Source organism: Nitrobacter sp. JJSN (genome assembly GCF_051912485.1).
Taxonomy (GTDB): Bacteria; Pseudomonadota; Alphaproteobacteria; order Rhizobiales; family Xanthobacteraceae; genus Nitrobacter.
In genome coordinates this window covers 2728360-2740926 of the sequence record NZ_CP196822.1, presented here as the reverse complement: position 1 = coordinate 2740926, position 12567 = coordinate 2728360, and the positions used below count along the sequence as shown (strand labels likewise).

At 61.3% G+C, this 12567-nt stretch carries 10 protein-coding genes; 1 reads left to right on the top strand and 9 read right to left on the bottom strand.

Going from position 1 to position 12567, the window contains the following annotated elements; genetic code table 11:
* Positions 1 to 151 precede the first annotated feature (151 nt).
* Positions 152 to 469 (bottom strand): hypothetical protein, encoded by a 318-nt coding sequence (locus ACSZOQ_RS13585; RefSeq protein ID WP_439923022.1) that lies wholly within the window; start codon positions 467 to 469, stop codon positions 152 to 154.
* A 380-nt stretch (positions 470 to 849) separates the two neighbouring features.
* On the opposite strand from ACSZOQ_RS13585, the gene ACSZOQ_RS13580 reads away from it, so the two are divergent.
* Entirely contained in the window at positions 850 to 2427 is a 1578-nt protein-coding gene (locus ACSZOQ_RS13580; protein ID WP_439923021.1) for a polysaccharide biosynthesis/export family protein, read from the top strand.
* 281 nt (positions 2428 to 2708) lie between these two features.
* Here the strand turns inward: ACSZOQ_RS13580 and ACSZOQ_RS13575 are convergent, their stop codons facing one another.
* From ACSZOQ_RS13575 to ACSZOQ_RS13540, 8 genes are all read right to left on the bottom strand, one after another.
* Positions 2709 to 3557: a class I SAM-dependent methyltransferase gene (locus ACSZOQ_RS13575; RefSeq protein WP_439923020.1), complete on the bottom strand. Its 849-nt coding sequence runs from the start codon at positions 3555 to 3557 to the stop codon at positions 2709 to 2711.
* Positions 3558 to 3570: 13 nt separating this feature from the next.
* A complete protein-coding gene (locus tag ACSZOQ_RS13570) occupies positions 3571 to 4872 on the bottom strand; it encodes a hypothetical protein (protein WP_439923019.1) in 1302 nt (433 codons plus the stop codon).
* Between the two features lie 20 nt (positions 4873 to 4892).
* Positions 4893 to 6170: a glycosyltransferase family 4 protein gene (locus ACSZOQ_RS13565; protein ID WP_439923018.1), complete on the bottom strand. Its 1278-nt coding sequence runs from the start codon at positions 6168 to 6170 to the stop codon at positions 4893 to 4895.
* Positions 6171 to 6189: 19 nt separating this feature from the next.
* Positions 6190 to 6894: a hypothetical protein gene (locus tag ACSZOQ_RS13560; protein ID WP_439923017.1), complete on the bottom strand. Its 705-nt coding sequence runs from the start codon at positions 6892 to 6894 to the stop codon at positions 6190 to 6192.
* A 40-nt stretch (positions 6895 to 6934) separates the two neighbouring features.
* Positions 6935 to 8914: a hypothetical protein gene (locus ACSZOQ_RS13555; protein WP_439923016.1), complete on the bottom strand. Its 1980-nt coding sequence runs from the start codon at positions 8912 to 8914 to the stop codon at positions 6935 to 6937.
* Positions 8905 to 10059, bottom strand: a complete 1155-nt coding sequence (locus ACSZOQ_RS13550) for a glycosyltransferase family 4 protein (RefSeq protein WP_439923015.1) — start codon at positions 10057 to 10059, stop codon at positions 8905 to 8907. Before ACSZOQ_RS13550 ends, ACSZOQ_RS13555 begins: the two co-directional genes overlap by 10 nt.
* Before the next feature lie 67 nt (positions 10060 to 10126).
* A complete protein-coding gene (locus ACSZOQ_RS13545; protein WP_439923014.1) occupies positions 10127 to 10924 on the bottom strand; it encodes a glycosyltransferase family 2 protein in 798 nt (265 codons plus the stop codon).
* The gene (locus ACSZOQ_RS13540) at positions 10921 to 12180 is read right to left on the bottom strand and encodes an NAD(P)-binding domain-containing protein (RefSeq protein ID WP_439923013.1); all 1260 of its coding nucleotides are present in this window, start codon (positions 12178 to 12180) and stop codon (positions 10921 to 10923) included. The genes ACSZOQ_RS13545 and ACSZOQ_RS13540 overlap by 4 nt, the downstream gene beginning before the upstream one ends.
* Between the last annotated feature and the right edge of the window lie 387 nt (positions 12181 to 12567).

Here is a 12567-nt window from a genome sequence, read left to right as displayed (position 1 = left end):
CGAGGAGAGCAGAAAATAAGGCGTCGATGTGTGCGGCTTCGACCGCAGCAACGAGCCCTCGGGCAAACGAGTCCGGGGCAGAACGACGATTCCCTCTTAAGTGAGAGAAGCTTGCGGCCCGATCTTCTCGTTGCGGAATGGTCCGGTGAGTCTATCTCCGGAACGCGTCGTCTAATTTTTCTTCTTCAACTTTGATGTCAGCAGACTGAATGTCTGGCGGGGCATCTGTCTTCATCCGCAGGTATTCATTACCCCGGTACTCCGGACCGGGTTGCCACGATGGTGTCAATTGCTCGCAATGTGCAAAGGCTTTCAACCATGGATGGTCGATTCCAGTTTCAGCAAAAGAGAAGACGCTGGATAGATACATCATCCGGTGCAATTGCCGGTGGCGGTAACAAGCGTGATGGCGGTCCGGTCGTCGTCTCGTGCCGGAACGGAATACCGAAGCATTGGCTGCGCTCGCCATTGGAAAGGCTTCAGGGCCAGGGCTGATGACATTGTTCCAACGCTGCGACGAGATACTCCGAAAGGGGTGCCCACAAAGGGGATTTGTGCTTCCGGCCGCGATGCGTAGCATGGTGAGGGTAGAAGGCCTTACCTGTGCCGAGTTCCGGAACGGTAGGGCCACCGTAGAAAATCGCCATAGAACAGAGGCGACGTGTCATGGGCGCCCATCGCGATTTCTTCCGAGCCTGTCTCTCCTCTTCATTGAAGGCGGCAAGCACGTCTTTAAGTTCAAGTACGTCTTTAACTCCACGTACGGCTCCCCGCGGAAAAATCGCGAAGCCCATCCTGCTCACGATCGGATTATATGGGCTCGCCACCGTGCTGGCGGACAGACCGCTGGTGGACAGAATACTCATCCAAGGCAATGGACTGGTCGGTGGCCTCTCCGGCGGCGTGGTGCAAAAGGCTCTCGCCGGCAATTCGAGCCCGCACGATCAGCCGCAGCAAATCGTCGCTGGGTATGCCCCGCCAACCGTGTCGCCACCCACCATGTCGGCACCGAAACCGGATACGCTGATCCATGTTGCGGCCGATGCAAGCGCGGTCGAACCCGGCGCCGCCTTGAGCGGTGAGGGCAAGGCCAGTGATGTCACGCCGTCTCCCGCCGCTGGACTGTCGTTCGGTGTCGGCGATAAGCTGAAGATAGCCTTCTACGAGCGGGTGAACGTCGAGGAGGATAAATGGGGTCGCGCGACCTCAGCAATGCGCGGCATCCAGCAGCGTCCGGAACTGAGCGGCGAATACACTGTTCAGGAGGACGGCACGGTTTCAATACCTTTACTCGGTTCCATTGCGGTTGCGGCGCGGTCGGCGCAGCAAGTGCATGCCGCCATCGATGAAGCCTTCGAGAATCTTCTGGGTCGCCAGGGGATGGTCAACGTCGTGTTGATGGAGCGTGCGCCGATATATGTTTTGGGGCCCGTGAAGAATCCCGGCTCCTTCAAATACGTACCCGGCGCGACGGTCTTGCACGCGATCGCGATGGCCGGCGGCGTCGATCGGGGCGCGAGCGATCCGTGGTCGAAGGTCGAAGCCGTTCGGGAAATTCAGAAGCGGAGCGGGGCGGCGGATTCAGTGGTGAAGCTGATCGCGCGTGACGCGGTTCTGAAGGCCGAACGCGACGGCGCGGCACCCAAGGTTCCACTTCGGCTGATGGAATTGGTCGGCGCAACCGCGGCCACCCGTCTCGTCAATGAGCAAAGCAACGATCGCAAGGCCATCGTTCGGGCGCGTAAAGACCGCAAACGGGCGATCAAGGGTGCCATAGAGTCCGCCAAGCAGGATATTCTGGAGTATGGCCACACGACGTCGCTCGACAAGCTTGTCAAGACGCGTCAGGAGCGCGTCGACAACATGCATGCGCTGATGGAGCGCAACGTCATCGCCAAGTCTCAGGTGAGCCAGGTTGAGGCCGAATTGGCCGACGCCGAGCAGCGTCGGCAGGACGCCATCAACCAGTTCGGAATGGCCAAGCAACGGCTCGCCGCGCTCGAGGCGGAAGGGCTCAAGGTTCAGGCCGATCTTGAGAACGACGTCGCGGTCGAGATCGAAGCGATCGAACGACAGATCGCGGACAATGAGCGGGAGCTCAGCAGCAGCGAAGGCGTTCTGAGGAATTTGTCCGCGACAAGCGTTGCCTTCACGTCCTCCGAAGACACGAATGGCGTCAGTTATCAAATCGTACGGCGAACGACGACCGGGCCAGTCAACGTCGCGGCTAGCGGTATGACCCTGTTGCAGCCGGGCGACCTCGTCAACATCGTCGTGGGAACAAGCGAGGCGACCGGGCTGCCGGCGATATCGTCGGTCCCGTCAACGCCAGCCGTGACTCCGCCGGCCGTGACGCCGCACAAGGGATTGCCGGCCGGGTCCAGTGCCAGCAATCATAAGGTGATCCGGGCCATCGCGCAGGACTGAGAACGAGGGTTGCCTCCAAGACGAGACGGTGTTTGTCTAGGTTTATGTCGCAGGTTTTATAAGTTCGCAGGCGGCGCTTCCTGTGCCGCCTCATCATCTCTCGCAGCGCAGCACCTGGCAAGCTCTCCGCCGTCTCCGCACAATTGGAGATCTGATCGACCACCGCGTACCCACGTCGTGGCGATTCTGGTGGGCGCGTTTCCGTTAAGGAAAATTGTTTGTGCGCGCGCTCAATGGAGACGAAGGCGACGCGCCGAAGTCTTGCCGACAGCCTTCACGTCTCAGGAACTGAGAGGTCGGGTTGCGACAATCAGAGTTGAAACGCCGAATTTGCGCAAGGGTGTCTTTTCGATCTGCGGCATGAGCCGTCGGTATGCCGAAATCACGCTCGCCGGCAGCCATCGGTAGAGTTCGAACACCGGCAGCACATAATCGACCTTCTGTATCTCGAAGCCAGCCGTAGCCACAATGTTGCGCAACTCGTGAGGCCAGTAATTCCGCGCGGCCATGGCGTGCGCAGTCCATGAACTCGGCAGCCAGGGAAGGAGCGGGATCGGGAAGCCGAAATCACGTCCAAGAAGTCGCATGCCGTGGCCCTCGAATGGAAACCAGCGGTTCGGACTCATCACGACCAGATGGCCGCCGGGCCGCAGCACCCGAAGAATTTCGCGCAACGTGGCCGCCTCATCGGTGACGTGTTCGAGAACCTCGTTCAGCAACGCCGCATCGACGGACGCATCCGGTAGCGGAAAATTGTCGGTACAGCAGTAGTATTCGACTGCGTCTTGCGGCCGAATAGGCTCTTCGCGATTTGCCTGTTTGCGCGCGTTGGCCTCATCGATCCTGGATTGTTCGGGGTCGACACCGATGGCTTTCTGCGCGCCCCAGGCGACCAGGGCTTCAGTGTAGCCACCATTGGCGCAGCCGCAGTCGAGCCAGACGCCGTGCAGCAGCCCCAGGTCTTTCAACTTCCCGAGCCTGTAGGCGACATTGCTGCCGATCGCGGTTGAACTGCCGGGATGCGGATAGCGCGGCGCAGTGCGCGCGCGCGACAGAGAAAACTCGTTCGCGGTCATAGGCCGGTTGATGCCCGGAAGGTGCTCTGGTTGGGTTCGATAATCATGCGTCATGACGGTAGGTTCCCTAAATCTGGAGCGGCGGCGGGGCGATGAATTCAGGCGAAGGACTTGTGGAAATGCCCAAGCTCGACGCAAAGGTCCAAAGGAGGCCGACGCATATACCCTCGATGCTGATCGCGGTCGTCCAGCCGATGACCAGGCCTTCAAGCCCACCTAGTTTCGCTCCGGCGACCACAAAACCCAGCTCCAGCAATCCGCCGAGCGCGAATGGAAGTGACGCCTTGCGCATCGCGTCGTTCAATCGCGCTAGCGCGCAGGCGTGGAATTTGAGCGTCAATCCCAGCAGGCTGAAGCCGAGCAGGCGTAGACTTGATCCCGCGATCTCCCGGTAGATCGGGTTGAAGATCTCCAGGATATTCTGCGAATAAACGAAGATGAAAACGGCACAGGCCAGCGAAAACAGCAACGACGCCGTGAGCGACACGAGAAAATGGTGTCGGGATTTGTTCGGGCCCGCCCGGACGACCGGGAACAGAACCGTGGTCAGGACTGCCGGGATCACTGCGGCCGTGGCGACCAGCATCCAAAGCGCCGAGAACGCCGCCGTTGCGGCCGGCGAAAGGAGCACCAGCACGAGGTAAGGGACGATGATGCTGGGAGCCTGCACGGTGACGTCGAGCGCGTAGTGGTCAAGCACTTTACGCCGGAACGTATGAAGCAGGCGAAAGTCGGGGATCCCGACGAGACGCCGCGCGCCGCCTCTGGTCAGGAGATCGACCGCGATCCAAGACGCTAGCAGACCGGCGACCCAGGTGACGAGGATGGCCGTGCTGGAGGTCTGGCTGACGACTGCGACGACGACGATCAGCATCAGCTTGAATACGGAGAAGAGCACCTGCTGGATCATTCTGCCAGTGCTGTTCAGGCTGCCGACAAACGCCTGACCGACAACCATGGTAAGCGCGGTCAGACCGCAGCCGAGCACGAACACAAAACCTGCGAACCACCCGTCGATCAGGTTGGTGGATCCGACGACGTGCGTCCCGAGAACAAACGCCAACGCCAACCCGACGGCCATCGCGACCCCGATCGATGCTGCTGCGGCGACAAGGGAGGGTGCCTTCTTCGGATGTCGGACAATCTCGCCAATCAACAAGGTTCCGAGTCCTGCCTCTCCAAGCAGAGCCACGAGGCCGATAATAGACAGAATTGCGGATGCGTTGCCGATCGCTTCTGGTGGAAATAGCCGGGCGGCCACCCACCAATAGACAAAGCCAAGGCCGGCCGTTGCGACAGTGCCAATCGCGAGAGCGCCGGAATTTATGGCGAGCGTCGCGCTGTCCTGAAGCGCTCCGCGCACGCGCATTAAAGCCGTCCTGTCGCTGATTACCCGCACCGGTGGTTCTCCTGAGATCGGTGCGCCGGCGCCAAGGCTTGGCTGGCCGCCGGGCGCATGACATCGCGGTAGACCTGCTCAATTCGGGTCACGACGGCTCCGGCCTTGAGACGCTCAACCCTGGCAAGGCTTGTCTTCCCCATGTGGGCCAGCAAGGTGCGGTTATCGAGAAGCTGTTGCATCGCCTGGCGTAAAGCCTGCGCGTCGCCGGCGGGCACGAGAAGACCTGTTTCGTCGCTGTCGACCAGGTCGGGCATGCCGCCGATATTGGTCGCGACAACAGCCTTACCGCACGCCATCGCCTCCATGATCACTGTCGCGCAGGCTTCCGGCCCAACCGATGGCAGGACGCCGAACAGCGAGCGACGCCATGCATGCATGATAGCGGAATGCGGCCACGTGCCGAGCGCACGGACGTTCGGCGGAAATTCGGCCGGCGTATCGGGAGCCCGGCGCCCAATCAGAATAAGCGGCGGGGCCCGTTCCAGGCCTGCATAAGCCTTCAGCAGAACGTCGACGCCCTTGAGGCGCATCATGTCGCCCACGAACAGAATGAAGCCGTCCGCGGGAAGTTGCTCGAGCCGAGGATCTTCCGGACCGGGTACACTGACATCGTCGGGCACGAAGTTGGGGATGACCTCATAAGGCGTATCGCTCCCGGCAAGGCCGGTGTTACGTGCTACTGCGTGGCTCACGGGAATGAAGCGATCCACCATGCGGCGGGCTGCAAAGCTCGACCCCATGTTGCCCAACGTGGTCACGGTTGCCTTCACTGCACCGTAGTGGCGCGTCGCGCAGGACAGGCACTTCGTCAGCGTCGGGCCACTGCATAGATGTGCACCCAGGTGCATGAAGTTCTTCTTGGCGCAGACGAGGCCGTAATCGTGCAGCGTGACCACCAGCGGCGCGCCGCTGAACGGCTTCACCGGAAGGAAGGAGGCGTAGATCCAATTGTGGGCGTGGACAATGTCCGGGCTCTCTTGCGCGACCAGCCGCTTCAAAGCCAGCACCAGTTCGGGATCCGGGAATGGCGGAGCGTGCCGTCGTTCGGAATCGGCATGAAGCCCCGACAGGCGCTGGAGCGTGCCGCGCAGGCGATATACGCGCATCGCGCCGTCAGATTCGATTTCGGGCGATCCGGGATGCATCGTGGTCCCGATAACCACATCGTGTCCCCGTTGTGCCAGCGCGGCGCCGAGATTGCGAACGTGCCGCTCCTCCCCTCCGATTACCGGAGGATAGAATTGAGACAGCAGCAGGATGCGCATGAGGTGTTCTCCTCTGCCTTTAACTGCCAGGCACCAGCGCCGAAACGCTGCGATAGAGGCGGTTGTCTTCCGGTCGGTAGAGTCTGGCCTCGGCCTTCTGGGTGGTGGCCACGACGGGCAGCGGAATCTCCCGCGTCCAGGTGTTACCCGGTGTGAGGGTGAGCGAACGGAAAATGGCGAGCGGTTGCCCGTTGAGGGTAATCTCAAGATCGAACCGCTGAGTTTGAGCCTCGGCGCTGCGAACCCCGACAGCGAGTCGGGCTGGGCCGGCATTGGCCGGTGGCAGCATCCAGAGTTCGACGTACTTGAATTGCTGCTGGTTCGATTCGTCCCGGATGGCCAACGCATAGGCTCCGGTGGTGATCAGTACTGCCAGAGCGAACGCAGCCCCGTGCCGGAACCGGAGGCCTGTCGGCCGCGGCCATGGTGGCAGATCGTAATTCTCGCGGAGCCGAGCAGTCACCAGCGACGTGCCGATCGTGACGGCCAAAAGCCAGATCGCCCAGCCGAGCGGCGTCAGGAAGCCTATGGTGTTCAGAGCAAAGCCGCCGGCGATTGCGGCGGCGAGGCTTGCTCCGACGGCGTAGGCCACGTGCTCGGGCAGCGATGTGGTTTTCACGCCGATGGCCCGCAGCACCGTATGGCCCGGAACAAGGAGCACCATGGGCACGCTCAGGATGGCACGTAGCAGCACGCTGTCGGTCGTTACCACGGCCGCCACCATGGCGGTCGCCCATATGCAGGCTGCTGAAAGATCCCGATGGCTAGGAACGTCCATGCAACCCCCTCACATCGTAGATGACGATGTAGCCGTTGTCGTAGATGCGGGTGATGCCGTCGACGCCATTGAATTTGAGCAGCGCGGCAGCCGACAGTGGCGTCGCGCTTTTTGGCTCCCATGGCTCGAAGTAGAAGCCGAGCACCGGAAGAGCCGTCGACAGGCGCAGATCTACCAGCAGGAAATCGATGTCACCCTTCGCGAGGGCCCAATAATCGTCGGAGTCCAGCTTCTCCGCTCTGAAAACGCGCCCGGCATCGACTCCTTGGGAAACGGCGAGTCTCGCGTCCTGCCGTCCGTAACCCGCGAGCAGCAGACGATTGATGCGGTCGGAAGTGAAGCTGTTGCCAGGGCCGAGCCAGGCCTTGGTCCAGAGCGCCGTTTCGATCCCCATGGATTCGATGGATTGATCGTCGGCCCCGACCTTGTAACGTTCTCGGATCGGATTGAGTGAAGCGCTCGTAACGCCGCCCAGAACGATCACTGCCAGGGCAAGTGCCGGCGCACTGCGGCGCCACCCTTGCGGCGAACGGCCCTGCCAGTAGTGAACAATGCTCACCGCGACCACCAAGCCGACGCCAAAGAATGCCAGCGTACCCATGCGGTTGCCGATTTCCCAGCCGCCGATGCTTAACCGGAGGACGACCGAGACCGGGAATCCGAAGGCCAACACAGTGAGGAACACAAGGCGGCTGTCGCGCCAGCGTCGGTTGAGAATCTCCCTGATCGCAAACCAGCCGGTCCGCCCGTCACGCGGCGCTGCCAAGGCCAGCGACCGGAAGAATCCCGTCGCCAGTCCGAGTGATGTCAGCAGGATCGCGAGCAAGGTCGTCAGACGCATGCCGAACGGCTGGGACGGCACCGACGAGGTCGTGGTTACCGATCGGTGCGCGGAGCCATGGAACATTCCGAGCAGGTTTTTGATACCGCCTTCGATGATCGGACCGAGATAATTGGCGATATGAGTGCCGCGGGCCTCCATCCACAGGAGTGGCACGGCGATGGTAACGATCGCAATGAAGGCGGCGTATCTTGCCTCGGTCCGCGTGAGGCCGCCCCGATGCAAGATCTCTAAGATCGCGACTGCTCCGAGATAGATGGCGGCATAGGCGGCCGAGAGGTGATGCGTGACCGCAAGTGACGCCAGCAGCAGGACCATCAGCCCGATGGCCCTCAGCCTCGGCGTCCCTGTGAGATCCCTCGATGTGGCTTCGACCGCAAAGATCAGCACGCATAGGACAAGGCCAAGGCTCTCGTAGGAGAACATCGCCTCGAACAGGACAAAGGTCGAGCAGCCCATGTAGACCAGACAACCGATAGCCGCGATGCGCGCTGATCCGGTGAGCCTTTCGTAAAACAGAAAAAGAGCGGCGACGAACGTTCCCCTCAGGACAACCAGCAACAATGTTCCGGCTGCAAAAATCGATAGTCCGCTCAGATTGGCGATCGCCGTCGTCAGGATTTCCAGGGCGAGATATGACGGCCCGACCTGAAGAAGCGGGTTGGACAGGAACAACTGGTGCGCCGTCATAAGGTCGTCAGCTGCGATCCAGTGCAGAAACTCGTCATGACCGGCGAAGCTCGTCGGGGAGTGCACGACCTTGTAGTAGAACAGGGCTTCGACAAGCAGGAACAGGAGGAAGAAGCGCTCGCCTCTGGCCACCCGCGGCCAGGCGATGCGAAGGCTGATCGGAACAACGAGGACAACGACGCCGGACCAGAAAAACAGCAGGGCCATCGCCTCATCGCCGCGGCGTCCGGCTCCATGCCCCTCCACGACCAGGAGCAAGGCGGTCGCTGCCGCCAGACACAGGACGGCGATCAATCCGAAGTTTGCGGGCAGTGGCCGCGCATCGACGATGTCGCCATGAAGGTCGGGGCCGATTAGGCCGGAGACACGTTGCACCCAAGCTTGAAACGGCTTGGTGTCCTGTCCCGCGGTGAATTGGGCCGGCCTCAGGGGCATTGGGTCCCCGTCTCGGAAAGCTGCCGCGGTATGCCTTGCGGCGCAGCGCGGCCCATAAGTCGGCTGTTGAACACATCGTCGTAGACTTTGCTGAGCGCCTGCGCGCAGTCATCCCAGTCCGGCAGCGCCAAATCCGGGACCTGTCGACGGATCTCGAGTTCATCGGCCATAGCGGTCGCTATTTCCTTTGGACCGGCGTCGAGCGGGATCGCCCGGCACAGGCCCTTGGTGGCCAACTCTCCCAATCCGGAGGTGTCGCTGACGAGCACTGGCCGGCGAAGTGACAGAGCTTCCATGACAGCGACGGGATGGGCCTCGTAGTCGCTGAACAGCACGAACAGTCCGGCGCTCGCCAGAAGGTCCGCCAGTTTCTGCCGCTCGGATGCAGGGACGGCCGCGATGGTGACACGCTTCTCGAGGCCGAGGGATTCCACAAGGGTGCGCAACGCTCTTTCGTAAGGACCCGCGCCGGCGATATGCAGCCGCGCGTCCGGCACCCGGCGGATCAGATCGGGCATCGCCGCAATCGCCCGGTGATGGCCCTTGTAACGTTCCAACCGGCCGCTCGAGACAATCAGGTTGGGATCGACTGTGACATTCGAACTGGGAGTGGGCATGGCAGCGCCGTTTGGAATGACGGCGAAACGCTCGCGGGGCACGCCCATTCTGGCACTGAAGAAATCGGCTTCGAATTCGGAGACGCCAATCAGCCGCGCGGCTCTGGATACCAAAGGACGCAGCAGCGCGTGCTGAGTGCCGCGCACAGCGTTCCGCAGCCGCGAGGAATGTCCGCCACTGTGGAAGGTCAGAACGAACGGAAGATTGCGGCGCAGTGTCGCCAGCAATCCGATGGGCACCACGAAAGTGGCATAGCCCTGGAAATGGACAAGGTCCCAGGACCCGCGGCTGATCGCGGCAAAAATGCCGGGTGCCACGTATAGGTCGCGATGCTTCGGCCATGCCGGCACGCGCCGCACGTTCATGCCGCGCACCGTCTCTTCAGCCGGCCACTCGCCCGAAGGATCGGTGGTGAGCACATCAACTGTGTGGCCGCGCGCCACCAGGCGGGGGCCGACCTCCTGGATGTGAGTTTCGATGCCGCCCATGAAGGGATGGCACCGAGCAGCAACCATCAGGATGCGCATTGGCCCTTCCATCCCTTCTCGGTAACCATCGCTATCGCAGCGTGCAGAATCCGCCGGATGTTGCGGTTCACGGGAATCCGTATGAAACCAGCGAGACTGGCGAGAAAATTCTCTCGCGCAGGATTGTTTTGAAAACGCGCCAGCCGTCCGGAATCGCGCGCAGATTGCTTAGACCGCTGATGCGTGGAGCCTCGAAGCTCGCCACCTCGACAATCTTGAGCCGGTTTTTCAGAGCTCGGACGTTGATTAGCGTTTCGATCTCGAACCCATCGCAGTCACAGTGAAGCGTTTCGACATGCTTGGTCCAGAACGCGACATAGCCGTAGCAGAGATCGGAGAACGATCCGCCATAAAGCAGCCGCACGGCCCAAGTCAGTCCCCAATTGCCGAGCATTCGGAACAGCGACATGTCGTCGGTCCCTGCGCCTTGCAGGAAGCGCGAGCCTTTGACCATATCCGCACCGGACATCAGGACGCCGACGAAGACGATTGCCTCCTCCGGTTCCATGGACCCATCAGCATCCAGCATCACGATAATGTCGCCCGTTACGGCACTGAATCCCGCCTGCAGGGCGGCACCCTTGCCGCGCTTCGGCTCCATGACGATTTTCACATCCTTGCGAAGGCGGCGTGCGACCGCGACCGTGTCGTCGGTCGAGCGGCCATCGACGATGATGACTTCATGCGCCCAGTCCGGAATACGCGGTAGAAGCCAGGGCAGGTTCTTGGCTTCGTTGAGCGTCGGCACAACGAAGCTGACTTTTGGCAAAGCCAGCGATCGCTCCGGCGGGAGCTTGATCGGCATCTGAACGGGTGTCGGCATGGCGCCGACTTGGGCAAGAATACGCGGAACGGGAGCGTTCATGACAGCACCGTGCTTTCAACAGTTTGAAACTTGGTCGTGGGTCGGACACGTGGCAGGACTGCCGACAGATAGCGTGCGAGATGCTGGGCCGGGTGGGAGGCTCCGTATACGAACCGGCATACCGGACCGAAGCTGTTCGCGGCGACGGGGCCGATGAAATGCAGGCCGGGCACCGAGCTCTCATAGTGCGCTGAAAGCAGAGGTGCTTGCTCGATCCGGCGGATCCGGCGTGCAAGCCTCTCCTCGAGGAAGCCGAGCCGGGTAATGTCGATCTTGTACCCGGTCGCGAAGATGACATGGTCAGCCCGCAACGACTGCCGTGAATTATCGTCGTCCGCTGCCAAGTCGAGCACAACCTTGCCGTTGCGCGTCTCGATCCCATGGAGGGCGCGACCGAGCAACAGGGGTACTTTCCCGATCACCCGGTCCTTCATGAACGCACTGCTCAAGGGGCCATACACCTTGGAGTTTGCGAGCCGGACCCGCAGATCCTGCTTCAGCGGCCGGATCAATTGCGGATACTTGGCGCAGACTGCCATGGTCCAGCCATTGCCGATGCCGCTCATCGGAGCTGCGATGCGTTCGAACAGGGTGCGCGGACGTGGCCGACATGCGAAGTTCAGATGCGGTGTCCGCGTCACAAGTGAGACCGAGATTTCCTGCTCATGGAGCAGCGCCGCCAGATCGGTCGCGGATGACCCGGCTCCGACGACAATCACGTTCTTGCCTCGCAGCGGCGCGATCGAGCCGTACTCGCCGCTATGTGAGCACAGATCGGTGGGAAGATGCTCGGTCCCCGGCGGCAGGTGTTTGAAGGGATATAGACCGACCGCTACCACCACGCGGCGCGCGTTGATCGTTTCGCCGTCGCTGAAACTTGCGCGAAAGCCTGTCGGGCCGGGCTCCAGCGTCATCAGCGTCTTACGCTCTACGTTTGGCGCATAACGTGTTTGGAAGGTTTCGCCGTACTCGACAAACCGGTTGAGAGGCAGCGGCATCAGCTCGTCATGGTAGGGCAAGGCGCGTTCGGTGCAGAAGCTCCTAGTCGTGAATTCCGACCCGGGATCGGACAGACTGGTTGCCCAGGGATAGGATTTAAGCAGCATGCCGGGCGGCATGTTGTTCTTCCAGGGGCCCATCGGTTCCCCGAAAATCCGATGTTCCACACCGCGCGCGGTCAGATGCGCCGTCAGCGACAAGCCGTAAGGCCCGGCTCCAATGATCGCTACATCGACGGAGTTGCCTAATCTTGCCATACACAAACTCCCGCAACCTCCGCATGCAGATAAAAATGCCTAGAGAGCAAATGCCCTTGTTTCGGATGGCCGAAATGCCTCAAGGTGTTTGTCCGTCTGCGCATAGAGCATCTCGGATGCGGCGCGGCATTGGAAGCGCGATAGGTGATTAGCTCCTTTGGAGTAGCCGTTCGGGTGATTTTCACTGGGTTCCGTGCCACTCGCGGCGGTGTCATCGATCAGTTTTGATGGCAGCAGCGGCGTCAAAGCCGGTGCACACGGTGCGAACTGCGGCCCGCGAAGACATCGTCGGTCTCATTGGATTGCGGGTTGCGCTGTGATCAGGAGTGAGGCTGAAAATCTCGCCGAAGATTCCGAACGGGGTACAGAATGAAAAGGTACCGGAGA

Coding starts and splice junctions, on each gene's coding strand:
- ACSZOQ_RS13555 (WP_439923016.1), bottom strand. CDS start 8,914: ATGCCCCTGAGGCCGGCCCAATTCACCGCGGGACAGGACACCAAGCCG.
- ACSZOQ_RS13545 (WP_439923014.1), bottom strand. CDS start 10,924: ATGAACGCTCCCGTTCCGCGTATTCTTGCCCAAGTCGGCGCCATGCCG.
- ACSZOQ_RS13575 (WP_439923020.1), bottom strand. CDS start 3,557: ATGACGCATGATTATCGAACCCAACCAGAGCACCTTCCGGGCATCAAC.
- ACSZOQ_RS13560 (WP_439923017.1), bottom strand. CDS start 6,894: ATGGTGGCGGCCGTGGTAACGACCGACAGCGTGCTGCTACGTGCCATC.
- ACSZOQ_RS13585 (WP_439923022.1), bottom strand. CDS start 469: ATGGCGAGCGCAGCCAATGCTTCGGTATTCCGTTCCGGCACGAGACGA.
- ACSZOQ_RS13550 (WP_439923015.1), bottom strand. CDS start 10,059: ATGCGCATCCTGATGGTTGCTGCTCGGTGCCATCCCTTCATGGGCGGC.
- ACSZOQ_RS13570 (WP_439923019.1), bottom strand. CDS start 4,872: ATGCGCGTGCGCGGAGCGCTTCAGGACAGCGCGACGCTCGCCATAAAT.
- ACSZOQ_RS13565 (WP_439923018.1), bottom strand. CDS start 6,170: ATGCGCATCCTGCTGCTGTCTCAATTCTATCCTCCGGTAATCGGAGGG.
- ACSZOQ_RS13540 (WP_439923013.1), bottom strand. CDS start 12,180: ATGGCAAGATTAGGCAACTCCGTCGATGTAGCGATCATTGGAGCCGGG.